General features: G+C 59.0%; 22 protein-coding genes. 9 read left to right on the forward strand and 13 right to left on the reverse strand.

All coding sequences use genetic code 11. The features are described 5' to 3' along the window. Window positions 1-85 precede the first annotated feature (85 nt). Complete coding sequence (locus tag ACTZWX_RS09560; protein ID WP_444713732.1) at window positions 86-946, forward strand: pirin family protein; 861 nt, start codon at window positions 86-88, stop codon at window positions 944-946. Between the two features lie 3 nt (window positions 947-949). Here the strand turns inward: ACTZWX_RS09560 and ACTZWX_RS09565 are convergent, their stop codons facing one another. Continuing rightward, window positions 950-1,816 (reverse strand): phosphoribulokinase, encoded by an 867-nt coding sequence (locus ACTZWX_RS09565; RefSeq protein WP_444713733.1) that lies wholly within the window; start codon window positions 1,814-1,816, stop codon window positions 950-952. Between the two features lie 18 nt (window positions 1,817-1,834). Continuing rightward, on the reverse strand, window positions 1,835-5,587 hold the full coding sequence (locus ACTZWX_RS09570) for a DUF1631 family protein (protein WP_444713734.1): 3,753 nt from the start codon (window positions 5,585-5,587) through the stop codon (window positions 1,835-1,837). Window positions 5,588-5,780: 193 nt separating this feature from the next. Between ACTZWX_RS09570 and ACTZWX_RS09575 the strand changes: the two genes are divergently transcribed. Further along, window positions 5,781-6,851, forward strand: coding sequence for an aminopeptidase (locus ACTZWX_RS09575; protein ID WP_444713735.1), 1,071 nt, complete (start codon window positions 5,781-5,783; stop codon window positions 6,849-6,851). On the opposite strand, the gene argA is transcribed toward ACTZWX_RS09575, so the two are convergent. The 7 genes from argA to coaBC all read right to left on the reverse strand — a co-directional run bounded on the left by argA (window position 6,825) and on the right by coaBC (window position 15,956). Then, on the reverse strand, window positions 6,825-8,132 hold the full coding sequence (gene argA, locus ACTZWX_RS09580; protein ID WP_072678107.1) for an amino-acid N-acetyltransferase: 1,308 nt from the start codon (window positions 8,130-8,132) through the stop codon (window positions 6,825-6,827). The two genes, ACTZWX_RS09575 and argA, sit on opposite strands and share 27 nt — an antisense overlap. Before the next feature lie 17 nt (window positions 8,133-8,149). Continuing rightward, entirely contained in the window at window positions 8,150-9,319 is a 1,170-nt protein-coding gene (argE, locus tag ACTZWX_RS09585) for an acetylornithine deacetylase (protein WP_444713736.1), read from the reverse strand. Between the two features lie 22 nt (window positions 9,320-9,341). After that, window positions 9,342-10,586, reverse strand: coding sequence for an acetylornithine deacetylase (locus ACTZWX_RS09590; RefSeq protein ID WP_444713737.1), 1,245 nt, complete (start codon window positions 10,584-10,586; stop codon window positions 9,342-9,344). Between the two features lie 24 nt (window positions 10,587-10,610). Then, entirely contained in the window at window positions 10,611-11,507 is an 897-nt protein-coding gene (gene argB, locus ACTZWX_RS09595) for an acetylglutamate kinase (protein WP_444713738.1), read from the reverse strand. A 39-nt stretch (window positions 11,508-11,546) separates the two neighbouring features. After that, entirely contained in the window at window positions 11,547-14,186 is a 2,640-nt protein-coding gene (locus tag ACTZWX_RS09600) for a phosphomannomutase/phosphoglucomutase (protein ID WP_444713739.1), read from the reverse strand. Window positions 14,187-14,283: 97 nt separating this feature from the next. Then, window positions 14,284-14,745 carry a dUTP diphosphatase gene (gene dut, locus ACTZWX_RS09605; RefSeq protein ID WP_444713740.1) on the reverse strand — a complete coding sequence of 154 codons (462 nt, stop codon included), beginning with the start codon at window positions 14,743-14,745 and terminating at the stop codon, window positions 14,284-14,286. Continuing rightward, window positions 14,742-15,956 carry a bifunctional phosphopantothenoylcysteine decarboxylase/phosphopantothenate--cysteine ligase CoaBC gene (gene coaBC / locus ACTZWX_RS09610; protein ID WP_444713741.1) on the reverse strand — a complete coding sequence of 405 codons (1,215 nt, stop codon included), beginning with the start codon at window positions 15,954-15,956 and terminating at the stop codon, window positions 14,742-14,744. The genes dut and coaBC overlap by 4 nt, the downstream gene beginning before the upstream one ends. Before the next feature lie 174 nt (window positions 15,957-16,130). Here coaBC and radC point away from each other — a divergent pair, with 174 nt between their 5' ends. The 3 genes from radC (at window position 16,131) to rpmG (ending at window position 17,429) form a co-directional block, all read left to right on the forward strand. After that, a complete protein-coding gene (radC, locus tag ACTZWX_RS09615; RefSeq protein ID WP_106693971.1) occupies window positions 16,131-16,805 on the forward strand; it encodes a RadC family protein in 675 nt (224 codons plus the stop codon). 220 nt (window positions 16,806-17,025) lie between these two features. Then, window positions 17,026-17,262, forward strand: coding sequence for a 50S ribosomal protein L28 (rpmB, locus tag ACTZWX_RS09620; RefSeq protein ID WP_058091504.1), 237 nt, complete (start codon window positions 17,026-17,028; stop codon window positions 17,260-17,262). Between the two features lie 11 nt (window positions 17,263-17,273). Further along, on the forward strand, window positions 17,274-17,429 hold the full coding sequence (rpmG, locus tag ACTZWX_RS09625; RefSeq protein WP_008173465.1) for a 50S ribosomal protein L33: 156 nt from the start codon (window positions 17,274-17,276) through the stop codon (window positions 17,427-17,429). 91 nt (window positions 17,430-17,520) lie between these two features. Here rpmG and ACTZWX_RS09630 read toward each other — a convergent pair whose 3' ends face one another. The 3 genes from ACTZWX_RS09630 to ACTZWX_RS09640 all read right to left on the reverse strand — a co-directional run bounded on the left by ACTZWX_RS09630 (window position 17,521) and on the right by ACTZWX_RS09640 (window position 19,833). After that, complete coding sequence (locus ACTZWX_RS09630) at window positions 17,521-18,381, reverse strand: endonuclease/exonuclease/phosphatase family protein (RefSeq protein WP_444713742.1); 861 nt, start codon at window positions 18,379-18,381, stop codon at window positions 17,521-17,523. Window positions 18,382-18,431: 50 nt separating this feature from the next. Beyond that, window positions 18,432-19,067, reverse strand: a complete 636-nt coding sequence (locus tag ACTZWX_RS09635; RefSeq protein WP_058091506.1) for a thiol:disulfide interchange protein DsbA/DsbL — start codon at window positions 19,065-19,067, stop codon at window positions 18,432-18,434. A 157-nt stretch (window positions 19,068-19,224) separates the two neighbouring features. Next, window positions 19,225-19,833 carry a c-type cytochrome gene (locus ACTZWX_RS09640; RefSeq protein WP_072676135.1) on the reverse strand — a complete coding sequence of 203 codons (609 nt, stop codon included), beginning with the start codon at window positions 19,831-19,833 and terminating at the stop codon, window positions 19,225-19,227. A 182-nt stretch (window positions 19,834-20,015) separates the two neighbouring features. Between ACTZWX_RS09640 and yihA the strand changes: the two genes are divergently transcribed. Further along, the gene (yihA, locus tag ACTZWX_RS09645; RefSeq protein ID WP_058091508.1) at window positions 20,016-20,654 is read left to right on the forward strand and encodes a ribosome biogenesis GTP-binding protein YihA/YsxC; all 639 of its coding nucleotides are present in this window, start codon (window positions 20,016-20,018) and stop codon (window positions 20,652-20,654) included. A gap of 143 nt (window positions 20,655-20,797) precedes the next feature. Here yihA and ACTZWX_RS09650 read toward each other — a convergent pair whose 3' ends face one another. Beyond that, window positions 20,798-21,508 (reverse strand): TetR/AcrR family transcriptional regulator, encoded by a 711-nt coding sequence (locus ACTZWX_RS09650; RefSeq protein WP_072676133.1) that lies wholly within the window; start codon window positions 21,506-21,508, stop codon window positions 20,798-20,800. Between the two features lie 177 nt (window positions 21,509-21,685). On the opposite strand from ACTZWX_RS09650, the gene ACTZWX_RS09655 reads away from it, so the two are divergent. The 3 genes from ACTZWX_RS09655 to ACTZWX_RS09665 all read left to right on the forward strand — a co-directional run bounded on the left by ACTZWX_RS09655 (window position 21,686) and on the right by ACTZWX_RS09665 (window position 25,667). Then, window positions 21,686-23,131, forward strand: coding sequence for a coniferyl aldehyde dehydrogenase (locus ACTZWX_RS09655; protein ID WP_444713743.1), 1,446 nt, complete (start codon window positions 21,686-21,688; stop codon window positions 23,129-23,131). A gap of 278 nt (window positions 23,132-23,409) precedes the next feature. Further along, window positions 23,410-24,045, forward strand: a complete 636-nt coding sequence (locus tag ACTZWX_RS09660) for a hypothetical protein (RefSeq protein WP_444713744.1) — start codon at window positions 23,410-23,412, stop codon at window positions 24,043-24,045. Window positions 24,046-24,071: 26 nt separating this feature from the next. Beyond that, window positions 24,072-25,667, forward strand: a complete 1,596-nt coding sequence (locus ACTZWX_RS09665) for a GMC family oxidoreductase N-terminal domain-containing protein (protein ID WP_444713745.1) — start codon at window positions 24,072-24,074, stop codon at window positions 25,665-25,667. Window positions 25,668-25,809: the final 142 nt, after the last annotated feature.

Below are 25,809 nucleotides of genomic sequence, written 5' to 3' on the forward strand. Positions count from 1 at the left end.
TTGATCTGTCCCGCCAGAATTCTGCGTTTTCATCCTTCGTCTCTCCCCGGTTTAATAGAACTATCATCAACGAGAGGAGGACGACATGACGCTTCGCTCCCTGAAACAGATTATTCCCGCCCTTGGCACCTCTGATGGCGCCGGCGTAAAAATCAAACGCTCACTGGGTCAAAGCCAGGCTATTCGCATGGACCCGTTCCTGATGCTCGACGAGTTTGGTTCGGATCAGCCCCAGGACTACATTGCCGGCTTTCCGGCGCACCCGCACCAGGGTTTCGAGACAGTCACCTACATGATCGAAGGGCACATGCTGCACGAAGACCACCTGGGCAACCGGGGCAACCTTCGTAATGGTGGTGTGCAGTGGATGACCGCCGGCCGGGGTATCGTGCATTCAGAGATGCCGCAGCAGGAATCGGGCGTCATGCGGGGCTTTCAGCTCTGGCTGAACCTGCCGGCAGCCGAGAAGATGAAACCCGCCGGCTACCGGGACATCCAGCCGGAAGATATCCCGGTGTTCAATCAGCCCGGAGCCTCGGTGAAGCTGATTGCGGGGGAGATGAGTGTCAGCGGTGTGCAGATATCCGGAGCAGTGACCGGAGGCAGCACCGAGCCGGTGTACGCCGACATTCACCTTGAGCCCAACGCCCAGCTTTCGCTGCCCGTGGCACAGCCCCTGAACGCCATGCTGTACCTCTACGAGGGCAACGCGAGCCTGGTTACTGGTGAGGCGCAAACCCAACTTCGGCTATCGGCTGCAAACCTGCTGGATGACGGCGACGAGATCCTGCTGGCCGCTGGCGCATCCGGTGCCCGGATGCTGTTGATTGCGGGCCGACCGATAGGTGAGCCGATTGTTCAGTACGGGCCGTTCGTGATGAATACCCGTGAGGAAATCGAGCAGGCCCTGAGGGACTACCAGACCGGCCGTTTGACCGCCGCCTGAGCATCACGCGAAGGTTCGGCCCGACATCAGGCGTTGGATCATGGGGCGGATGATCAGCTCCATGGCCAACGCCATCTTTGGCCCGGGAATCACCAGGGTGTCGTGGCGAGACAGGGTACTCTGGGGAATGGCCTGTAACAGCCAGGAGAAATCCACCCCGTTGGAATCCCGGAAGTGGATCACCACCATGCTTTCATCTTCACTGGGCACGTCCCTGGCGACTAAGGGGTTGGAGGTATCCACCAGCGGTATCCGCTGAAAGTTGATATGAGTATGGGAAAACTGGGGCACGATGTCGTGCACGTAGTCGTCCATACGATTGATGATGGTTTGCACCACCGCCTCCTGGCTATACCCCCTCTGATTGGTATCCCGATGAATTTTCTGGATCCATTCCAGGTTCACAATGGGCACCACGCCGATCAGCAGGTCAACATACTGAGCTATGTTGTAATTGTCGCTGATCACTCCCCCATGCAGTCCTTCGTAGAACAGCAGGTCTGTATCGGCCGGTAATGGCCCCCAGGAAGTGAACGTCCCCGGTTTATGGCCCGCCTCCACCAGTTGGCGATCCTCATCGTGAACATACTGCCGGTATCGACCATTACCGGTATGGCTGTAGTCATAGAACAAGGCTTCCAGGCGATCAATATGGTTGGCCGCCAGGGCGAAGTGGTTACGCTCGCCAAACTGCCCCTTGGCCGCCAGCCGGGCCATTTGCTCCCGGGTATACCGGTGAAAACTGTCGCCACCCACCATGGCGGCCTTCAACTCTTCACTGGCAAACAGTCGCCTGAATATCTGGCTGGTGGTTGTCGTACCGGCTCCGGAAGAGCCGGTCACCGCAATGATAGGGTGGCGTTTGGACATAATGAGCAATTTCCCGGATCAGGTCAGGCTGGTGAGCAAGCGTGGTTTTTCAACAACAAAGCCCTGAGCATAGTCCACGCCCAGCTGTCTGAGCATATCCAGAACGTCACGGGATTCAACCTGGGAGGCAATCACTTCCCGGTTCATGTAGTGCGCCATGTCCACCATGGACCTCACCATCGCCTGGTCCGTCTGGCTCGACACCAGTTGGCCGGTAAAGGCACTGTCGATCTTGATCAGATCCACCGGCAGGGAACGCATGAAGTGGAATGAACTCGGCCCACTGCCGAAATTACCCAGACAGAATCGACAGCCAAGTTCTTTCATCTCCATGATAAAGTCGGCCACCGCCTGCACGTCATTAATGGCGGACGCCTCGGTCAGCTCAAACCACAGCCGTTCGATGGGCGCGTCTTTTTCACTGAGCTTCTCGTAGATAAATTCCAGCAAACTCTGATCATTCAACGAATACCCAGACAGGTTGATACACACGCCACCGACGTGTCGGGGGTCCGGTGCCTGGTCCCTCAGCCAGTCCAGCATATGCCCAACCACCCAGCGGTCCACCGCCTGCATGCGATCATAGCGCTCAGCCATGCGCACAAAATCCTGGCCGGTTATCAGGGCGCCGCTGTCATCGTACATGCTGATCAGAATCTCATACTGGGCCGTCATCCGGGCCTCGGCATGAAGCGGTATGATCTTCTGACAGCGCAGCAGCATGCGTTCGTCATCCGGATCCGACAGGCTGGCGACGCGCGCGGCGATCTGCTCCTGGCGGGCCTGGTCATCGGCATCCAGAGTAAATTCGGCGATCTTGCCCGGCCCCATTTTCCGGGCCTGGGATAACGCCTGCTCCGAACTTCTCAGCCAGCGTTCGGCACTCACCAGAGCCGGCAACTCGGCCACCAGGCCAACGTTGGCCGACAACGTATACTGGCGGCCGCCAAAGGCAAACTCAGCCGATTCAATGGCCTCGATCAGGGCCGCGGCCACATCCTGGCCCTGCTCTTCCGCAACCAGCATGGCGAATTCATTGCCGGCCAGGCGCGCCACCGGCATGCCATCACCCACATGGCGGCACAACAGCTCTGCCACTTGTTTAAGGGTTTCGTCACCGGCCTGGTAGCCAGCGGTATCATTGAGCAACCGGAAGCCACGGAGGTCCAGATGCAACAGAGTGCGGCTGTCTTCACGACGGGCCAACTGCTGCTCCAGCATCCGTTCAAACTCCCGGCGGTTAAGCAAACGGGTCAGCTCGTCATGGGTGGACGCCCAGGACAGCTGGTCATAAACGTTGCGGACCATGCGGTCGATACTTTCATCCACCAGCGGTCGGTCGTACTGGTTATCCGGCACAATAATGCCTTTGCGCATCTGTCGGGCCAGCGCGTCCAGCTCCAGCTCAACCACCCGCATGCCCTGATGATTGACAAAAACAAAGCGGCTAAAGCCCCGGGCGATCCAGACCAGCCGGATATACTGGGGTTCGTCAGGCCGGGTCTGGTCCCGCAGCCAGTCGCCGGTACGCAGCTGCTGCGACCGGTTGATCCAGCGTTGAAGGCTGCGCTGTTCCCGCTCGTTGAGGGTTTGCGGGTCTTTCTCCGCTGGTTTTGCCGGCGGCACTTCGACCATCTCAGGGGTTTTGTCGGGCCTGCGAACCAGGAATTGCTTCAATTCATCGCGAATCTGGGAAGACGGCATGTGATTGCTGGATATCGACGCCAGGCCGTCCTGGATCAGCCGCAGAAGCTCCGGCAGGTTGATACTGCTCTCCGGATCATCGGCAAAGGCCAGCAGCGAATCAATCACCGCCAGGTAGTCCTGCCAGAGCTGACTGTTTGGCCCCTGGCGAATCCAGGTCAGTGACAACAGGTCCCGCCAGCCGCCTTCCAGCAAACTGACCAGCGCCCGGGGAACCTTGCGACCGGCAATGCGCTGATCAATCGCGGCGCTCACCGCCGCCTTGGACTCAGACACCTTCTGGGCACCCTCGGCCGCTGCCGTTACACGCTCGACGTTCCGGCGGTAGACCAGATTCTGCCGGTCAATCAGGGTGTCCAGCTCGGTCACTGTCTGTTCAAACACGCCGGTGTCCTGCTCGAAATCCGTGGCAATGCGCTGAACCAGCTCGTCGACCCGTCGCTGGACCACCGGGTTCAGGCGGCCACCCTTGACCCCCAGCTGGGCCAAACGGTTCATCACGCCGCGGACAGGGCTGTCCTGATCCTCAAAAAACGCCGGATCCCGCATCACCACCTTGAGCACCGGCACTTCCAGCTGACGCATCCGGGCCTGCACATAGTCACTGAGTTTGGGGCTTTCCACGACACTTTTGAAAAAGCGATCAACGACATCCAGGGTTTGCTGCTGCTCGTCATCCAGCCGGGCTTCGCCGATTTCCTTGATCTTCTCGACCACCCGCTCTTTCAGCGGGGCGGCGGATTCTTCCGGGCCCGCCGCGCGTACCTGCAACTCCTGCAATTCCCGGTGCAGTTCACCGGTCGACAGTGGGCGCGCATTGGGGGCAAAGTCCTCCCGGGGACTTTCCCCTCGGGAAACCCGGCTTGCCTGCAGGGTTGTGAGCAGATTGCGAACGGTGGAAAACGCCGTCTGGGCGGCCTGGGCGTAGCCTCGGAATTCACCGGATAGCCGGCTTTTCAGGGCTCGGCTTGCGGGCGTGGCGCGGGATTCCTCGATGGGCTGAACCGGGCTCTCGGCTGGGGTCTCTTCTGGCCTGGTGACTGTCGGCGCAGGCGTGGACTCGTTCTTTGGCGGTGCCTGCTCACTGAGGTATTTGGACAGGTCCAGGTCTGGCAGCACGCCATGACGAATAAGAATGTTGTTCAATTCCCGGTACAGCGGCGCCAGTTGTTTAAGCACGGTTTGCTCAAAGGTCTTCAGGCAGACTTTCTCCACCTCTCTGGTTGCCTTGAGCTGTAACAGGGCATGATGGAAGGCCTCACAGACCAGCGCTGGCCCAAGCGGGTTGTGGTGGCCGGTGCGATTGGCAATACCGAGCTTGTCCAGTCGCAGCTTGAGCTGAAGCAGGTCGCCCCGGTACTGGGTATCGGCCCGAGTGACCATTACCCGGATGGTCAGCCAGTCTTCGAACTCGTTCTTGTCGACCACAGACAACTCAGCCCCCGGCACCCCCTTCTGGGCTGGTTTCAGAGGAGATTCCAGAAACCTCGCCATATGGTGCCAAAGAATCCTCTGGCGTGCCTGGAGCTGCCCTGAGGCGTCCATATACTCATTAGCCAACTGATCGCTGGGAGCCTTCTGGGCAGCCTTGCGGAGCGCATCGACCATCTGCACGAAACAGGCATCCATCAGCGGTTCGATGAAACTGGTCACGGTTTTGGCAGACTGATGCAGCACAAACTGCAACCGCTCACTGGGCGCCCGCAACGACGACCTGGCCTGATCACCACTGCTGCCGCAAAGCTGCAGCATGGCATTCAGGGCGTCCGGATTGGAGCGGGTGAAGTTCACCCCCATAGCGCCATCTATGCGCCGCACGGGGCTGACATGCAATTCATATCGGCGCTGGCCGTCCACACCTCGAAACCGAACCACCAGCTCGGACGGCTGGCTTTGATCGAACACCCGGTCCAGTTTTCGGGAGGTTTCACCGGAATAGCGGATGAACAGGCCTTCGGCGCAAAAATCAGCAATCTGGCAGGGCCAGGTATTACCGCCACCTGCGTCGATCTGTGCCGCGAGTTTAATGGGCTGTCGGGTACTGCTACGACGTTCTCTCGGATCCATGAACTACCTGACCAATTGATAAGCCGGCCTGGTCGCCAATGACCGTCGCCCTGGCGAACATCCCTGAGTTAGTGGCTGTGATCTGCTGTTATGATAAAAAGAGTATAGCCAGCCCCGGAAAACAGCCAGCGAGCCTGTCACGACGAGCACCAGGGCAGAGCCGGAAAGACCATCAATCACAACGTACGGATACATGAGACAGCTTAGTCAGATCTATCTTCTTTTGCTACTGTTAACAGGGCTCCAGGGGTGTTCGACCATTGGCTACTATGGCCAGGCAGTGGGCGGCCATCTTTCACTGATGCTGCGGGGACAAACCGTGGAATCGGTTGCCCGCGACCCACAAACCGACCCGGAACTGAAACGCAAACTGGCCGTTGCACAGTCCGCACGCACCTTCGCAAATGACGTACTTCAGCTACCCGTCGGCAAGGCCTTTACCAAATACGTTGAGCTGGACCAGCCCTGGGTTGTGGTCAACCTGGTTGCTGTACCCGAATTCTCGCTGGACCCTCACCAGTGGTGTTATCCCGTGGTGGGATGCCAGGCCTATCGAGGCTACTTCAATCTGGAGCGGGCGCGCAAGGAGCAGGCCCGGTTCAACGCACAGGATTACGACACCTTCATCGGCGCCGTCACTGCCTACTCTACCCTGGGCTGGTTCAATGACCCTCTGCACACCGGTTTTACCAGCCTGCCAGATGATCGCATGGTGGCACTGATGTTTCACGAACTGGCCCATCAGGTGGTGTATATCAAGGAAGACACCGCGTTTAACGAAAGCTTTGCCACCGCCGTTGAACTGGAAGGCCTGAGAATCTGGCTGGAACAGCAGGCGTCCGAAGCCGGTTTTGACCGCGCCCTGCAGCGGCTGGAGCACCGTAATCGGACCCTGGACCTGGTCAACGACGTCGGCGCACAGCTCCGACAGCTCTATCAGCAACAACAGGTACTGGCCGCCGACGTGCTAAGGGGCCGCAAGGCAACCCTGTTGGAGGAACTGGCCCATGCCTACGCCGAGCTATCAGAACACTACCCGGAGCCTGGCCCATTTGGCACACCGCCGGTGCGCCTGAACAACGCCAACCTGGCTCTGTTCCAGCAATACAACCAGCATGTGCCGGCATTCCGGCAATTGTTGCGGGATCACCACTACGACTTCGGACAGTTCTATGACTCGGTCAAGACCTTGTCCAGGGCCACGCCGGAGGAGCGGGAACAACAGCTCAGTGCCCTGTCACAACGGTTTGTAGAACACCTTTGAGTTGCGCTGAGTGTTGTAGGACGCCAGCTTTGGCCCGGGCAAATCCTGCACCGCCGTGGGCAGAAAACCCCGCTCCCGGAACCAATGTTCGGTCTGGGTAGTCAGTACGAACAGTTTGCGGATGCCCTGCCCCTTCGCCAGCTTTTCAATCATCGCCAGAATATCATCTCCCCGCCCGGCGCGCCGGTAGGAGGGGTCGACCGCAAAACAGGACAGTTCACCGGTACCTTCGTCCGGGTAATGATACAGGGCAGCACAGCCAACGATGGTGCCATCCCGCTCAGCCACGACGAAGCGGTCCACTTCGGTTTCCAGCATTTCCCGGGAGCGGCGCACCAGGATGCCCTGCTCTTCCAGGGGCTGGATCAACTCCAGAATACCCCCGATGTCTTCCACCCTGGCCTGGCGGATCTGCTCGTAGTTATCGCCGCTGACCAGGGTACCGGAGCCATCCCGGGTAAACAGTTCCTCCAGCAATGCGCCATCTTCCACGTAGCTGATGATGTGGGCCCGGCGCACGCCCTTCACACAGGCATCACAGGCTGCTTTGAGCAGTGCCGCGTCATGGCCGGTCACCACATTGGTATTGAGGCGTTCCGATGCCTGGCGAGCCGACAGCTCCCGAATCAGCGAACCGTCTTCCTCAAGCAGGCCTTCGTCATCGATGAACACGATCAGTTTTTCTGCCTGCAAGGCAGCCGCCACCTGGCTGCCAACGTCCTCGTAAGACAGATTGAAAGCATCACCGGTGGGCGAGTACCCCATGGGCGGCAACAGAACGATGTGGCCCTGTTCCAGCAGCTGTTCAATACCCCGGGTATCCACCCGGCGCACTTTCCCGGTGTAGCCGAAATCCACGCCATCCAGCACCCCCACCGGCTTGGCAGTAACATAGTTGCCGCTGGTGACCCGGATTCTGGCATTGTGCATGGGCGAGTTAACCAGGCCCATGGACAACTGGCTTTCCAGATAGGCCCGCAAGCCCCCGATGGCTTCCATGACCAGGGGCAAGTGATTATCCGGGGTGATGCGCAAGCCGCGGGCAAAGGCCGATTCAAGACCGGCGTCGTCCAGCCGGGACTGGATCTGCGGGCGGCCACCAAAGGCCACCACCAGGCGCACACCCAGGCTGCTGAGCAAGGCAATGTCGTGGATGATATTGATGAAGTTCCGGTGCTCAATGGCATCGCCGGGCATGGTCAGCACGACGGTTCGGCCGCGATGAGCATTGATGTACGGAGATGAGTGGCGGAATCCGTGCAGCCATTCGTTCGATTTCAAACCTTTTTCCCCTTCCATCACAGACAAAACTGCTTGATCAGACCGCGCAGAATATCCACGGTGGGCTGTAATTGCGCCATCTCAAGAAACTCGTCCGGCTGATGCGCTTGGTCAATGGAACCTGGTCCCATCACCAGGGTTTCCAGGCCTAGCTTCTGCAGCCAGGGCGCCTCGGTGGCGAAGGCAACCGCGTGGGCGGTATGGCCGGTCAGCGTTTCACAGGCTTTGACCAGGGCCGCGTCTGCCGGCGTTTCAAACGGCGGCACACCGTCGAACAAGGGCTCGAAAGTCAGGTTCAATTGCCGACGTTCTGCCAGGGGCTGCATCCGGTTGAGAATCGCCTGGCGCAGGGTTTCCATGTTCATCCCCGGCAACGGACGCAAATCGAAGTGGAGTTCGCACTGAGCGCAGATCCGGTTCGGGTTGTCACCCCCGTGAATGCAGCCCAGGTTCAGCGTCGGTACCTGCACTTTAAAGTTGGGGTTTCGGTATTGTTCCTGCCATTCCGTGCGCAGATTCAGCAGTTCCCCCAGGGCCTCGTGCATGCCCTCCAGGGCATTGCGACCAAGGTCCGGGTTGGAGGAATGGCCGGATTGACCATCAAACCGCAGCCGCTCCATCATGATGCCCTTGTGCATGCGCACCGGCTTGAGGTTGGTCGGCTCGCCGATGACCGCATACCGGGCCTTCGGTTTGCCGGCCTCCGCCAGTGCCCGGGCGCCGTTCATGGAGCTTTCTTCGTCCGCTGTGGCGAGGATGATCAGTGGTTGCTGAAGCGGCTGGTCGACAAAAGCTTTGGCCGCTTCAATGGCCAGCGGAAAGAAGCCTTTCATATCGCAGGTGCCCAGGCCGTACCAGCGATTGTCCTTTTCGGTCAGGGTGAACGGATCACTTTGCCAACGCTTGTCATCGAACGGTACGGTATCGGTATGGCCAGACAGCACCAACCCGCCCGGGCCGCTGCCAAGCGTGGCAATCAGGTTGTATTTGCCCGGCATACCCGGCACTTCCAGGATTTCCACCGCAAACCCCATGGGCTCCAGCCATTCGGCCAGGGTTCTTACAACCGCTTCGTTACTGTGGTCCCAGTCCGGTGATGCGCTGCTGATGGAGGGCAGCGAAATCAACCGGGTCAGCATGTCCCGGATGTCCGGTACGGTCTGTAACTTGTCAGTGCTGTGCGCCATGGTAGCCTCCCGGCCGTTGATCTCAGTCTGCCCTGCCCCGCCGCCAGACATCTAACTGGGTGATGGCCCGAATCAATATTGGATAAGCCACCTCTCCGCCGGCAACGGTGCGTGACACTTCCAGCTCACGCTCCCCCACGCTGACCAGGCGACCCTCTACCTGATTGCCGTTAGACAGCGTTACCCTCACCTGCCGCCCAAGCCAGGTCTGCGCCCCTTCCAGGTCCGCCGGGTACCATTGCTGAACACCGGGCTCCTCCCGGGGGATCACCGGTTCCAGTGCTTCCAGAGGCAACTGTGGCTCGGGGGCTTCCATTTCGGTCAGGTAGATATCGGGAACCCCGGCACCATTATAGTCAACCGGCCAGGCGGCTTCGGGCGCGGATTCAGAGCGAACGGGTATGCCAAAAGTGCCAGAGCCGGGTGTAATGGCAAATTGCAGCTCGCCACCTTCCATCAGCCACTGGCGGTAAAGTGCCAGCAATTGATCGCTGCCATCGTAGCCACGGGCTTGCAGGCCTGCCGCCATGACAGCGACCGCGTTACGGGCCCATTCGTTCACGTCCTGCCCGGTTTCCCGGGCACAGTAAGCCGACAGGCGGCGCATCAGGCCAGCGTCCCGAGAGGTAATACGAACCGGTTCAGCACTGCTCTCCAGGGTTGCCGCCAGGCTGGAGAGATTAACCCGGGCGCCCGGCCATTCCGCTTCCAGGCTGCCGGTTTCTGCACTATTGATCTCCAACCGGACACCTTCAGGGCCCTGCTTCAGGTGCACGTCGCCGTGAATAGCCGAAATCCCCATGCGCATCAGGTCGCCACTGCCCAGTTGCTGCCGGGGATCCGGCGCACAGGCCAGCGACACCAGCGGCGGCAGCCGTGATTGTGACTCGGCACCCGCGGTCAGCCAGTTCCGAAACATGGTCGGCTCCAGAGCCATGCTGGCCTGCTCTGCCGTCAGCGACCAGGTCGCTGGCAGCGGTGACGGGTTGGCCAGGGTGGTCAGAAGGGTCACAGGCGAACCGGCATCAAATTCAATCAGACCCAGCTGCAACGGCTGGGTCAGTCGAAAGTCTTCCCAACGGGACTGCCTCAAGGTCACCCGGCCGTCCAGAGCCGAGCCGATCTGGCCTCGCTCCAGCACACCATAGCTGGAGAGCTCCGACCGCGCTTGTGCCATGCGCTGATCCGTCAGCCACCAGACGCCGGCCTTGAAACCGACAAAAGCCACAATTCCCAACGTGATCAGAAATGACAACAGGCGCTTCATCCGGTTGCTCCCGGGTCAGGTTGTTTAGTTCCGGGAAATCAGGGTACCAACGCCTTCGTCGGTAAAGATTTCCAGCAAACAGGCATGGGCAACACGGCCATCAATGATGTGGGAGGTACGCACGCCGTTCTCCACCGCACTGAGCGCGCAGCGAATCTTCGGCAGCATGCCGCCGTGGATGGTGCCATCATCAATCAGGTCGTTAACCTGCTGGGCGGTCAGGCCGGTCAGCACCTTGTCTTCCTTGCTCTTCAGGCCGGAGACGTTGGTCAGCAGAATCAGCTTTTCCGCCTTCATGGCTTCCGCCACCTTGCCGGCCACCAGGTCGGCATTGATGTTGTAGGATGCGCCATCAGGGCCCACACCGATGGGGGCAATCACCGGAATCACGTTGCTGCGGGTGAGCATGTCGATCACATCGACATTAACACTGGCAACCTCCCCCACGTGGCCAATGTCGATGATCTCCGGTCGTTCCAGTTCCGGTGAACGGTCAACTACCTCCAGCTTGCGGGCACGAATCAGGTTGGCGTCTTTACCGGTCAGGCCCACGGCGGTGCCGCCCTGGGCGTTGATCAGGGATACAATTTCCTTGTTTACCTGGCCACCCAGCACCATTTCCACCACATCCATGGTTTCGGCGTCGGTCACGCGCATGCCGTTCACAAAGCGGGATTTGATGTTCAAACGCTCCAGCAGCTCGCCAATCTGAGGGCCGCCGCCGTGAACCACGATGGGGTTGATGCCCACCAGTTTCATCAGCACCACATCCCGGGCGAAGCTGCTTTTGAGCTCTTCGTTTTCCATGGCATTGCCGCCGTACTTGATCACAACGGTCTTGCCAGTAAATCTTTGGATATAGGGCAGGCCCCGGCTCAGTACCGAGGCCACCTGCATTGCTGTTTTACGATCCAGCGCCATGGTGATGTGTAATTCCTTGCTGTCAGAGAATGTGTCTTGTCAGAAGTCCGCAACCAGGTCGGGTGCGGACTTCTGTAATTGCTCACGGAAGACGGTCTTGATCCGTTCAAGAGCCTCGTCGGTTTCAGCCTCAAACCTCAGTACCAGAACCGGCGTGGTGTTGGACGCCCGGCACAGCCCCCAGCCATCGGTATAATCTACCCGAATGCCGTCGATGGTGCTGATGTTGCCGTCACCAAATTCACCCAGCTTGCCAAGGCGTTCAATAATCGCGAACTTCTCGGTTTCCGTCACCTCGACATTCAGCTCAGGCGTGCTGATATCCTCGGGGAAGTCGGCAAAGACATCGTCACTGTGACGATCCTCAATACCCAGGATCTCCAGCAACCGGGCGGCCGAATACAGCCCGTCATCAAAGCCGTACCAACGTTCACCAAAGAACACGTGGCCACTCATTTCACCGGCCAGCAGCGCGCCACTTTCCTTCATCTTCGCTTTCATCAGTGAGTGGCCGGATTTCCACATGATGGGCCGGCCACCGGCTTCGGAAATCACGCCTGCCAGGCGACGACTGCATTTCACATCGTACAGGACATCCGCCCCCGGGTTTCGGGACACCACATCCCTGGCGAACAGCATCAGCAACCGGTCCGGCCAGATGATCTTTCCGGTGTTGGTTACCACACCCAGGCGATCACCGTCACCATCAAAGGCCAGACCGATATCGGCGCCGGTTTCCTGAACTTTGGCGATCAGATCCTGCAGATTGGTTGGCTTGCCGGGGTCCGGGTGGTGATTGGGGAAGTCGCCATCTACCTCGCAATACAGCGGGGTTACCTCACAGCCAAGTTCCTCGATCAGCATGGGGCCGAGTTCGCCCGCGATACCATTGCCGGCATCCACCACGACTTTGAGCGGGGCAGCCACGGCGATGTCACCGACAATCCGGTCCAGATAGGCCCGGCGCACATCTTCCCGGGACTGGGCGCCCTGACCAGAGGTGAAGTCGGCGGTCTGAATACGCTGGTAAAGTTTCTGAATCGCCTCGCCAGACAGGGTTTCACCGCCCAGCATGATTTTCAGGCCATTATAGTTGGCGGGGTTGTGGCTACCGGTCACCATCACACCGGAGCCGGTTTGCAGCTGGTGTGTTGCAAAATAGAGCACCGGCGTGGGTACTGCTCCGACATGGATCACATTGCAGCCGGTTGCCATGATGCCACCGGCCAGCGCATCGGCCAGCTCCGGGCTGGAATGGCGACCATCGTAACCAATGCAGATGGAGGTAACTCCACGGGCCGAGGCCTCGGAACCAATGGCAAGACCAATCACCCTCACCACTTCGGGCGACAGGGTCTCACCCACCACTCCCCGGATGTCGTAGGCCCGGAAGATCTCAGAGGCAACATCCACAGACGGCAGCTCGGCTTCCACCACCTCGGGGATATCCTCATCGAACAGCGCATCATCACCACTGCCAAAGCCAAGCACATCCTCGTCGCCATCGAGCATGTCGATATCGGGCATGTCCTTGTCCTGGAACAGTGGCTCTTCTTCACCCGAAGCGGGCGCTCTGGTCTTTGCTGCCGCCGGCTGCGGTTTTGCGCTCTCGGCGGCTTTTGCCAGCCGTTTATCAACCATCTGCGACAGGCGGAACAGCACCTCGCCGGTAGATGCCACCATATCCCAACGGAAGGTCGGCAGTTTCACCCGCTCGCCGCCAAACACCTTGTGCGACCACTGGATCAAGGCCGTCACATCCTGGCGAATGCCTCGCTGGGCGCCGCCCAACAACACCCAGACAACAATTGCGGCCACCAGTGCCGGAATGCCGACCAGCACGGCGGCCACGATGGTATTGACCGGTGCCTCTGGCGCCCGGGCCGGCTGGAACACCACTGACCAGTCAGGATTCGACAGGGTTCTGGCTTCAGAAGGGCCCGTCCCCCGGCCGGCGCTGACCACGGTGCGCTGGGAACCCGATGCCGCCTGCACCAGCGACAACTGGCCTCCCAACTGGCGGTTGCCAACGGTCAGAAGCGGCTGGAGCTGATCCGCGCCGTAAACCACCAGCACACTGCCCTGGACGGCGTTGCTGACCGGATGTCGAACTGGCGCGGCGTACTGAAGATACCACTGATCGTTACGGGGAAAGGCGTCCGGCAATAGTGACTGCCCGTTCTCTGCCCTCCGTGCCAGCTCCAGGCCGGCAAACCCGAGCAGGCTGTCGCTGCTGCCGGTGCGGGGAATATCGCGGTAACGGAAGACAAAAACCGCCTGGGCTCCCGGCAACGCCGCCTGCAGCTGGCGCGCCAGCTCGTCCCGGTCACCTTGTTCGGCAAGCTGATTGCTCACATAGCGCTGATTGGCCAGGGCACGCACTTGTTCCTGCTGGGCACTAAAATACTGGTTCAGCCTCTGTTGGGCGCCATCGGCCTCAACCACCCGGGCCTGCTGGTAACTGCGCTCACCGGCGGGCACAATGACCAGGAAATGAAGCAGAGCCACCGCAACCACGCCGGCCAGAACCACCACCAGCGCCTGGTTGAGTGCTACAGTGTTGAGTCGCTTGAGGCCTGACCCTGAAGATTCTGCTTTTCGCTTGTTTTTCTTTCCCGGCTTCTTTTCGGGATTGTCATCCACCGACGGCTCTTTGATTTTCTTTTTACCGAGTTTCATAGTGCTTCCCGCAATGATTTTTACGTCCCGGACAATCAGTTACCAGCAAAGTATAGACGCCGACCTGCATAAACGCTGCCAGCCTCCGGTAACCGACTCAGTGCGTTCCGGTTGAACCAAACCCGCCCACGCCGCGGGTACTGGCGCCGAATTCCGACACCACTTCAAAGTCTGCCTGTACAACCGGCACCAGAACCAGCTGGGCAATACGTTCACCGATGGCGATGGTGAAAGCGGTTTGGCCCCGGTTCCAACATGACACCATCAATTCACCCTGGTAATCGGAATCGATTAACCCCACCAGATTGCCCAGCACGATGCCGTGCTTGTGGCCAAGACCGCTGCGCGGCAGGATCATTGCCGCCAGCGACGGGTCGGCAATGTGCACGGATAGTCCGGTCGGAATCAGGTGTGTCTCGCCCGGCTCGACCGTTAATGGCGCATTCAGGCAAGCACGCAGATCCAGGCCGGCCGAGCCCGGCGTTGCATACTCCGGAAACGGTATGTCGGTGCCAATTCGATCGTCCAGGATTCGTACCTGCAGTTTCTTTTGCGTCATGAGTTCCCGACCTTGTTGCTGTGTTCGGCGATCAACGCCACCAATGTGTCTGCGATGGCCTGTTTGCTATCCGGGCCAATCGCCTGCTCCCCGCTCGGCCAGAATACCGTGACGGCATTCTGATCGCTGTTAAAGCCCAGCCCCGGGACGGACACGTCGTTGGCCACGATCATATTGAGCTTCTTGCGTTGCATTTTATCGTTGGCATAGCGGGCGACATCTGTGGTTTCCGCGGCGAAGCCCACGGTAAACGGAGGATTCTTGCGGGCGGCAATGGTCGCCAGCGTATCTGGATTGCGCACCAGCGACAGCGTCATCGCTTCGTCCGTTTTCTTGATTTTGTCGCCGGCACAGGCCGCAGGCCGGTAATCAGCCACCGCCGCCGTGGCAATAAAAATGTCGCAGCCCTCCGCCACAACCCGCTCGGCTTCCTGCAACATGTCTTTTGCCGTCATCACCGGCCGGACTGCCACGCCATCCGGCACCGGCAGGTTAACCGGGCCACTCACCAGTACCACCCGGGCGCCCGCATCTGCTGCCGCCCGAGCCAGGGCATAACCCATTTTGCCGGAGCTGTGGTTGGAGATATAACGCACCGGATCAATGGGTTCACGGGTAGGGCCGGCAGTGATCACCACCCGTTTTCCCGCCAGCGCTCCGACAGTGGCCCGGGTTGCATCAGCCAGAATCCGGCTGGCAAGGGCGTCCGGCTCCAGCATCCGGCCAGGGCCTGTATCACCACAAGCCTGCTCGCCCTGATCCGGCCCCCAGACGGTAATCTGCGGGTCTTCCGCCAGCAGAGACATGTTTCTCTGGGTCCGGACATTCTTCCACATGGCCTGATTCATAGCGGGGGCCACTGCAATGGGCGCCTCAGTGGCACAACAGACCGTGGTCAGCAGGTCATCCGCCATGCCTTGGGCCAGACGGGCCAGAAAATCCGCAGACGCGGGCGCCACCACTACCTGATCGGCCCATTTGGCCAGCTCAATATGGCCCATGCCGGCCTCGGCCTCCGGGTCGAGCAGCGATGTGCGCACCGGCTCGCCGCTGAGGGCCTGAAACGTCAGCGGCGTCACAAATGCCTCGGCACCCCGGGTCATCACCACCCGCACTTCAAGGCCCGCTTTCTTGAGCAGCCGGACCAGTTCGGCGCTTTTATAGGCAGCAATGCCACCGGTGATTCCCAGCAGAATTCGTTTGGCAGCCATGAAGGGCTCCGTAATCCCGTAAAATGAAAGGGTTATAAGATAGCACGCCCGGGCCCGGCAGGCAGCCTGCAAGAGCACCCGTTCGTTTACCAAATGTTACTTTTTGGAGTAACCTTTGTAATTCTGAGAACCGATGCAGGATGCATCACAATCTGACACGCAAGGACGCACAGCATGAACAACCCTGCCTGGCCAACTGATGAACGGCCCCGTGAGCGCCTTCTGGCCCACGGCCCGGAAGCCCTGTCTGACGCCGAACTCCTGGCCATTTTCCTGCGCACCGGCACCACTGGCATGCCGGTGATGGACCTGGCCCGCCATCTGATCTCTGAATTTTCCGGCCTGCGGGGCTTGATGACTGCCTCCCGCAGGCAGTTCTGTGAGGTCAAAGGCCTGGGCACGGCCAAATACGCCCAGGTTCAGGCCGCCATGGAGATGGCCCGCCGGGTGATGGACGAACCACTGCGCCAGGGAGATCCGCTGCGCTCACCAGCTGACACCCGCCGCTTTCTCACCAGCCGGCTGGGCACTTACCCCCACGAAGTGTTCGCCGGCCTGTTCCTGGATAACCGCCACCGGGTAATTCAGTACCGGGAGCTGTTTCGCGGCACCATTGACGGTGCTGCCGTGTATCCCCGGGAAGTGGTTCGCCAGGCCCTCGAAGACAACGCCGCCGCTGTCATTTTTGCCCACAATCACCCGTCTGGCGTCGCGGAGCCCAGCCAGGCGGACATTTCCCTGACCCGCAGACTGAAAGAAGCGCTCGGACTGGTGGATATCAGGGTTCTTGACCATATGGTTATCGGCCACGGTGAGGTAATATCCCTGGCTGAACGAGGGTTGATGTAGCTGCAGCAGGGTCGCTTCCGGAAAACTGGCCAAATTCCCAACAATTTTTTGCGTTGGTCGGTCAGTTCTGGTATAAAAGCGTCCCTTTCTCTGGCGGCGTCTGGCGAGCAGCGTTCAGTTTAGAGGCGCGAACCGGTGGCAGTTATTGCTCCGGAGCAACCAGAGACGCATTAAAAAACGAATTCGTATTGATAGACCATTGCTCAGGTCGGAGGCAAGTATGTCCAGAGTTTGTCAGGTTACCGGTAAGCGTCCGGTTACCGGTAACAATGTATCCCACGCGATGAACCACACTCGTCGTCGTTTTCTGCCGAATCTGCAGAACCACCGTTTCTGGGTTGAGACCGAGAAGCGTTTCGTGAAGCTGCGCGTATCCACCAAGGGCATGCGCATCATCGACAAAAAAGGCATTGACGCTGTGCTGGCCGATCTTCGTGCCCGCGGCGAGAAAGTTTAAGGAGCCGCATCATGCGCGAGAAAATCAAGCTGGTTTCATCAGCAGGCACTGGTCACTTCTACACGACTAAAAAGAACAAGCGTAACACTCCGGAAAAAATCGAGATCAAAAAGTACGATCCGGTTGTCCGCAAGCACGTTGCGTACAAGGAAGCCAAGATCAAGTAATTGATCCTGCCTCCACAAAAAAACCCGGCCAGCGAGCCGGGTTTTTTTATACCTGAGCAAAACACCCCTGCACCGAAAGGGTCTCCAGACCTTAGAAGGTTTCCAGATACCCTTTCGGCAATGCCACATCCATGGCGATGGGCAAATGGTCCGATACCGGATAACTAATCACCTCGGCACGTCGGATTTCCAGGGAAGGACTGACCATAATGTGGTCCAGGGCCTTTTCGGGCCGCCAGCTGGGGAAGCTGTGAGCCGTGCCCGGCAGGGGAATCAGGTCGGTTTCTCTCAAGGGCGTTTGGGTCAGCAGCTGCTCTGCATGAGCATTCATATCCCCCATCAGGACTACGTGCCGGTAGTCGGCAATGAGATCCCGCACGTAACCCAGTTGCCGCTGCTGTGCCGCCTTGCTGAGAGACAGGTGCATTTGTACCAGTATGAGCGGATCGTCTTCCGAACCATAGCGGGCAATGATCGCTCCACGGCCAGGAATCAGGCCGGGCAGCTTGTGCTCAGTGACATCCAGAGGCCGATACCGACTCAACAGACCGTTACTGTGCTGCGCGATCTGACCAAGATTGCGGTTTAATTGCTGATACCAGTAGGGAATACCGGCGGCTTCTGCCAGATACTGAACCTGGTTGATATAGCCACTGCGCAAACTGCCACCGTCGCATTCCTGCAACGCCACCACGTCGTATTGCCGCAACAGGGTGGCAATACGGTCGAGATTCTCGATGCGGCGACGATGAGGCAGAAAGTGCTGCCAGCTGCGGGTCAGGTAGTGATGGTAAGACGAGGTATTGATGCCCACCTGGATATTGAAGGTGAGCAGCCGGATATGACGATGGGGCTCGAACTCAGGCACATGCTCGCTACCAGAACAGGCCCCCCGGGGACCTTCCGGCCCCCGGAGAATGCCATTAATCTGATTGCGCAGACGCTTATACATAACAGGGGATTCCCACGCTGAACCTGAACGCGCCCCTCAATACCGGCGGCTCACTCTGCCGCAGCACGTTCCTGCTCGACCAGGTAGTCAACCACAGACAGTACGGCCTCATGACCACCTGCCATTGAGGCGCTGACCACGTACTTGCCATTTACCAGCATAGTCGGTGTACCGGTGATGCGCGCGCCGCGGATCTTGGCCTGAGCCTGCTGAACCCGTGCACGAACACCGAAGCTGCGGTAGTTGTTGAGAAACTCCTCGGCATCAACGCCGTAGCCGCTAACGAAATCCGCCAGAGCTTCGGGGGAATTCAGGGGGCGACGTTCGCCAGCCAGCGCCGTAAACAGGGCGTCATGCACCTTGTCCAACTCACCCATGGCCTCCAAAGCATAAAAGGCGTAAGCGTGAGGCTCCCAACTTTGACCCAGTGCTGCCGGCAGCTTCACGAAATTCACGTAGTCAGGCGCCTGGTCTGCCCAAGACTCGATAAGCGGCTTGAAGGTATAACAGTGAGGGCAGCCGTACCAGAACACTTCGGCAACTTCTACGCCTTCGTCCGATGCGGTGCGAACCGGATTATCCAGGGTGCGGTAATGAGTGTTCTCAACCCATGACTGAGCCTGCGCAACAGCACCAACCGCCATAGACAGCGCGAAAACAACAACTGTGCCTAGTGTTCTTATCATCGGGAATCTCCGAGTTCGATGTTCTGATGTGACAACGATTATGACCCAGCAAACCGGGAAAGTTCCACTGCTGGCCAGAAGGGAATGGTTACGGAAAGGTAAGCAGTAAAAACCCCGCCTTGGCGGGGTTTTTACAACTCACTACGTCAAGCCGGACTCAGTTCAGGCCAGAAACGTAGTTTGCCAAGGCCTTGATCTCGGCATCGGTCAGACGGGTAGCCACGTCCACCATGATGTTGGCGTTGGTGGTACCTGCACGCTCGCCGTCACGGTAGGCTTTCAGCTGCTTCTCTACGTACTCAGCGGTCTGACCGCCCAGGCGAGGGTAGCCAGCTGGCTCGTTGCCAGCACCGTTCGGGCTGTGGCAACCGGCACATGCGGCAACGCCGGAGGCCATGTTACCGCCACGGAACAGCGCCTGGCCACGCTCGACCAGATCCGGATCGGCCTGGCCAACAACCATTTCCTGCTCGTTATAGTAGGCAGCCAGATCCCACAGGTCCTGATCAGACATATTATTCAGCAAGCCGGTCATTTCCGGAATCGGACGGTCTCCGTTTTTGATATCGACCAGTTGGCGATACAGGTATTTCTCGCCCAATCCGGACAATTTCGGATACACCGCCATGATCGGCTTGGCGCCGCCCTGGCCGTGACAGCTGGCACATACCGCTGCGTTCTGTTCACCCGCTGCCGGATCTCCTGCCCCGTGAGCCATTGCCGTCAGGCCAACTCCGAGAACAACTCCTGCGATCAGTCTTTTCATGCTCGCTCCGCTTCTCTCATCTTTGCATCTTGAAAGTATTCTTCGTTGTGCAGCCGGCAGGCGCCAATTTATCTGGCTTATCACCGGGGCTGACAGCGGCAACGCGCAGCGTCCCGCCGGAATTTGGTGTAGCATTATACATTAATCGCCGATAACTGAAATCCAAAGGAATACCAACCATCGTGGACCCTGATCTGACTCAAAAAAGCGTTTCGTTCAACAGTGCCCGTTTTCTGATCAGCGCGTCCAAACTGGACGAGTGCCCGCCAGACATCGGTGCCGAGGTTGCCTTCGCTGGGCGCTCCAATGCTGGCAAGTCCAGCGCGCTGAACGCCATTACTGCCAACGGCAAACTGGCCCGGACCAGTAAAACACCCGGCCGGACCCGGCTGATAAACTTTTTTACACTCAATAAAGAGAACCTGCGCCTGGTCGACCTGCCCGGTTACGGCTACGCCAAAGTCTCCCGGGACATGAAAGACGACTGGCAACAGCATCTGGGGCATTACCTGAATGATCGCCGCTGCCTGCGAGGCCTGGTGCTGGTGATGGATATCCGGCACCCACTCACCGACTTTGACCAAATGATGGTGGAATGGTGCGAGCATAACAACCTGCCGTTGATGATTCTTGCCACCAAAGCCGACAAGCTGAAATTTGGGCAAGCGAAAACGGCCATGCTGGGCATTGCCCAGAAGCTGAAACCCTATGCGTGCGTAGCACACCTGATCATGTTTTCCGCCACCTCAAAACGTGGCGTGGATGAATGCCGGGAAGCATTGACAGACTGGCTGGAAGCGCCGGAATCGGAAACCCCCTGATGAAAAAAACCGGCCTGCCATCAGACAGACCGGTGAAACGTCAGGGTTTGCGACGTACCTGAGAACTCACTCAGGAGACGCAGGAAATGTCCGGTTTCCCACGTCACTACCTTTGAACGCGATCGCGGAAAAAAGTTCAATTTTTAACCAATCCCGACAGAAACCCCGGTTTCAGCCCGCGAGGACTCACCGTTCTGCTCCGGATTTTCCGGCAGCGTTGGCCGATACTTTTCACGTAACGCCAGCACCTGCTCGCGATAATCCGGGGTCAGATAAGGCAATTCCAGAGTCAGCACCTGATAAATACCCTGCTTGAGCTCGGTGAGGGTGAGACTGGCAGGCTCGTCACTGGCGTGGGCTGTCTTCAGAAAAGCCATCCAGTTGGTGATGACCAGCCAGACGTTGAGCGACATGGCCGAACGTAAATCTTCCGGCTGCGGCTCGATAATGCCCGCCTCCGCCAGCTTGCCGAAGATCCGGTTGATGGCGGCCAGACATCGATTGGTGAATTCCCGATAGTCCTGGCGCAGCCTGGTATCGCTGTCCAGCAGGTATTCCAGGTCCCGGTGAAAAAACCGGTAACTCCACAAACCGTCAAACACCGATTCCAGATAAAAGGTCAGGTCGTCAAGCGTCAGCAGCCGATCCTCCGGAATATCGAGGTAATAATCCACCAGTTTTTCATACTCCTGGAAGATCTCGTAGATGATGTCGGACTTGTTCCGGAAGTGGTAATACAGGTTGCCCGGAGAAATCGCCAGGTGCGCGGCAATGTGATTGGTGGTGATGTTCCTTTCACCCCGCTCGTTAAAAAGCTCCAGACTGGATAGCAGAATCTTGTCTCTGGTTTTCATCGTCCCACCAGTGATTGTTGTTATCTGCATCACGGATGGCCCGATGAGCCAACCGTCATTTCTTGACTGCCTAGAGTATATACTCTAATAATAGCCTCAAGTGCAAATCGTCCAGATTTTAGCCAACCAAAAACAACAGGCTCAGGGTATCGCCCTGCAGCCAATGGGGAGAGAAACATGGGAGCCACTGTCGTCCAGCTCACCGAGAGCAAAAAGCAGATTCAGCACACCCATCGCGTGTTTGAGGACCAGAAGAAGGCGTTCCGGAACAACCCGATGCCGTCTCTGACCGAACGCAAGGAGAATCTGAAACGGCTCAAGCGTGCCTTGCTAAGCCATCAGGACCGTCTGGTAGAGGCCATTGACAGGGACTTCAGCTGCCGCTCCAAAGATGAAACCCTGATTGCAGAGGTAATGCCATCCATCCAGGGTATCAACTACACGCTCAAACATCTGAACGAGTGGATGAAGCCGTCCAAGCGGCACGTTTCGGTCCTGTTCCAGCCCGCCAGTAACAAGGTGCATTACCAGCCCAAGGGTGTGGTCGGTGTAATCGTGCCCTGGAACTATCCGCTGTATCTGGCCGTTGGTCCACTGGTGGCGTCTCTGGCTGCCGGCAATCGCACCATGATCAAGATGTCGGAATTCACTCCGCACACCTCCGCACTGTTCAAGGAAATCATTGAATCCATGTTCCCGGAGGACCTGGTGTCGGTGATTACCGGCGAGGCGGACGTGGCCGCCGATTTCTCCCAACGCCCCTTTGATCACCTGCTGTTCACCGGTTCCACTTCGGTAGGCAAACTGGTGATGCGCGCGGCCGCAGAAAACCTGACGCCGGTGACCTTGGAACTGGGCGGCAAATCGCCAGCGATCGTGTCTCCGGATGTGCCGATGGAAGACGCGGCCCAGCGAATTGCTTTCGGTAAGGCATTTAACGCGGGCCAGACCTGTGTGGCACCGGATTACGTTCTGTGCCCGGCAGACCGCGTGCAGGGCTTTGTGGACGAGTTTCGTTCGAAGTTTGCGGAGATGTATCCGAGCCTGCGAGACAATGACGACTTCACGGCGATCATCAATGAGCGCCAGTATGATCGCCTGCAGAGCTATCTGGAGGACGCCCGGGCCAAGGGCGCCGAGTTGGTGGAGATCAATCCGGCCAATGAGAACATGAAGGACGGTACCCGGAAGATTCCGCTGACGCTGGTGCTGAAAACCACGCCGGATATGAAGGTGATGCAGGATGAGATTTTCGGGCCGATTCTGCCGGTGGTGAACTACGGTGGTCTGGAGGAAGCGGTTCATTACATCAATGATCGTCCGCGGCCCCTGGCGCTGTACTTCTTTGGCTATGACAAGTCGCACCAGCAGTTTGTGGTGGATAACACGCTGTCTGGCGGTATGTGTATCAACGATGCGTTAATGCATGTGGCGCAGGATGATCTGCCGTTTGGTGGTATCGGTGATTCCGGTATGGGTCATTACCATGGCAAGGAAGGGTTCCTGACCTTCTCGCACCACCGGGCGATCTTTACCAAGCAGAAGTTCAACAGCGGCAAGTTTGTTTACGCGCCGCACGGAACGGCGGCCCATCGGATGGTTTATAAGCTGTTTATTCGCTGAAGCCCCGCTCGCCCCAGCCTTCGGGTTGGGTGCGGGCCGGGAGGTGGGATGCCTTTCCGGGACACGCCGTGAATACCCCTGTGGGGTCCAGCCGGCAATCATAGATTGCCGGCGTCAGTTTGTCGCATGAAGCTTCGCTTCATAATCGCTCGAACTGACCCATGTAGGCTTGAGCAAAACATCTCTGTTTTGCACAGTCTTGGAAAGACGCACCAAACCCCAGCCACCGGCACAGTGCCTGCCGCCCTATAACAATAACGTTAAAAGAAGCCTCAACAATGACCACGCCTTCCCAGAAATACTGCCCTGAAGATCAACCGGAACTTAGCCGACGCAGTTTCCTGAAAACCGGCCTCGGCGGCGCCATGTTCCTGAGCACCGTCAGCCTGACCGCCGGCCTCACGGGCTGCGCTACCGCTCCTGCCGGGCGGGTGAGTGCCGTTGATTCCCGGATGGACGCCAGTTACCAGTTCGAGTTTCTGAGCCGGGATGATATTGCCCTGTTTGAAGCACTGTTACCGGCGATGTTTGCCGGTGCGCTGCCGGAGGAGCCGAATCAGCGGCAACATGCGATTGCCGGGACCATTGAGCGGATTGATCAGGGCATTGTGATGTTCGGGCCAGCGAACCAGAAGGAGCTGCGCAAGCTGTTTGATCTGCTGAATTTCGCGCCCACCCGGATAACCCTGGCGCGGGTGTGGTCGGACTGGCCCTCTGTCAGTACCGATAGTGCCGAGGCGTTTCTTAACCGGTGGCGGGATAGCCGGATTGGTCTGCTGAACAACGGCTATATCGCCCTGACCAAGATCAGTAACGTGGCGTTTTATGGCCACGATCAACACTGGCATTTATCTGGCTACCCCGGGCCACCCGCCTGGGCGGTTGACGCCCTGCCCCAGTTCCACAACGCCTGACCCCATCGCAGATTACGGAGAGCAGTATGTCCATGAACGATCCTATCGCCCGGGGCCTGGCTTCTGGCTGGAATGTCACTGATGCCAGCAAACTGACCTCCGATCAAACCGTGGAAGCGGATGTGGTGGTGATTGGCACCGGTGCCGGTGGCGGCACCACGGCGGAGATTCTGGCCCGGCAGGGGCTGTCGGTCATTCTGGTGGAAGAAGGCCGGCTGTATTACCAGAAAGACTTCAAGATGGATGAGCTGACATCCTACGCCAGTCTGTACCAGGAAGGCATGAGCCGGGTGACTGCAGACGGTGCCATTGCCATTCTTCAGGGCCGCTGCGTGGGCGGCTCTACTACGGTGAACTGGACCAGCAGTTTCCGCACGCCGGACGAAACCCTGAACTACTGGAGCCAGAACCTGGGCCTGAGCGACCTGGCCCCGGACACCATGGCCCCCTGGTTCCAGGGCCGGGAAGAACGCCACACCATGGCGCCCTGGGTGACACCACCAAACCTGAACAACGACATTCTTAAGCAAGGTTGCGAAAAGCTCGGCTACTCCTGGCAGGTAATTCCGAGAAACGTCAAAGGCTGCTGGAACCTGGGTTACTGCGGCGTCGGTTGCCCCACCAACGCCAAGCAGGGCGCACTGATGACCACCATCCCCGGCGCCCTGGACAACAACGCCCAGCTGTTTCACGGCCTGCGAGCTGACCGGCTGGTGATGAACCAGGACCGCATCGACCACCTGCAGGCCAGCGCCATGGGCCCGAACGGTGTCACGCCCTCCGGCGTCACCGTCACCCTCAAAGCCCGCCATTTCGTGGTCGCGGCCAGCGCCATCGGCTCCCCGGGATTGCTGCTGCGCTCGGAACTGCCGGACCCCTATAAACGCGTGGGCAAACGCTCGTTCATCCACCCGGTCAACGCCACCGTCGCCCGCATGCCCGCCAAGGTTGATCCCTTCTACGGCGCGCCGCAGTCCATCTACTCCGACGAATTCAACTTCAAACACGGCGTCGACGGCCCGGTCGGCTACAAACTGGAAGTACCCCCGCTGCACCCGGCCATGGCCGCCGGCGTCGTCCCCGGCCACGGCCAGGAACAGAAAGACAACCTCGGCCAACTGCCCTGGATGCAATCCGTCATCGCCCTGCTGCGCGACGGCTTCCACGAAGACAGCCCCGGCGGCACCGTCAGCCTGCGGGACGACGGCAGCCCGGTACTGGACTACCCCATCACAGACTACCTCTGGCAAGGCATCCGCCAGGCCTACCTGGACATGGCCGAAATCCAGTTCGCCGCCGGCGCCGAAGCCGTCCAGGCCGTACACCTGGACTCCGGCTGGTACACCAGCTGGACCCAGGCCAAAGACGCCATCAACCAACTCCCCATGAAACCCCACCGCGCCCGCCTGTTCACCGCGCACCAGATGGGCGGCTGCGGCATGGGCGCCGATCCGAAAAACTCCGTGGTCAACGGCTTCGGCGAACACCACCAGGTGGCCAACCTGAGCATCCACGACGCGTCCATCTTCCCCACCAGCATTGGTGCGAACCCGCAGTTGTCGGTGTATGCCTTGGCGGCAAGGAACAGTAACCGTTTGGCGCAGAAGTTGAGCGGGGCATAATTGGATTGCCGGAGCGGCATGCAGATTGTCAGCTCGCATAGGCAGCGCCTCCCCTCCCGGGAATGTCGAAGGCCAGGGATGGCCTGAGTCAAGCGCACATGGATGTGCTTGTAGCGTTTCCCGGGAGGGGAGGCGCTGCCTA

Origin of the sequence: Marinobacter sp. NSM (assembly GCF_052380025.1) — a bacterium.
Taxonomy (GTDB): Bacteria; Pseudomonadota; Gammaproteobacteria; order Pseudomonadales; family Oleiphilaceae; genus Marinobacter.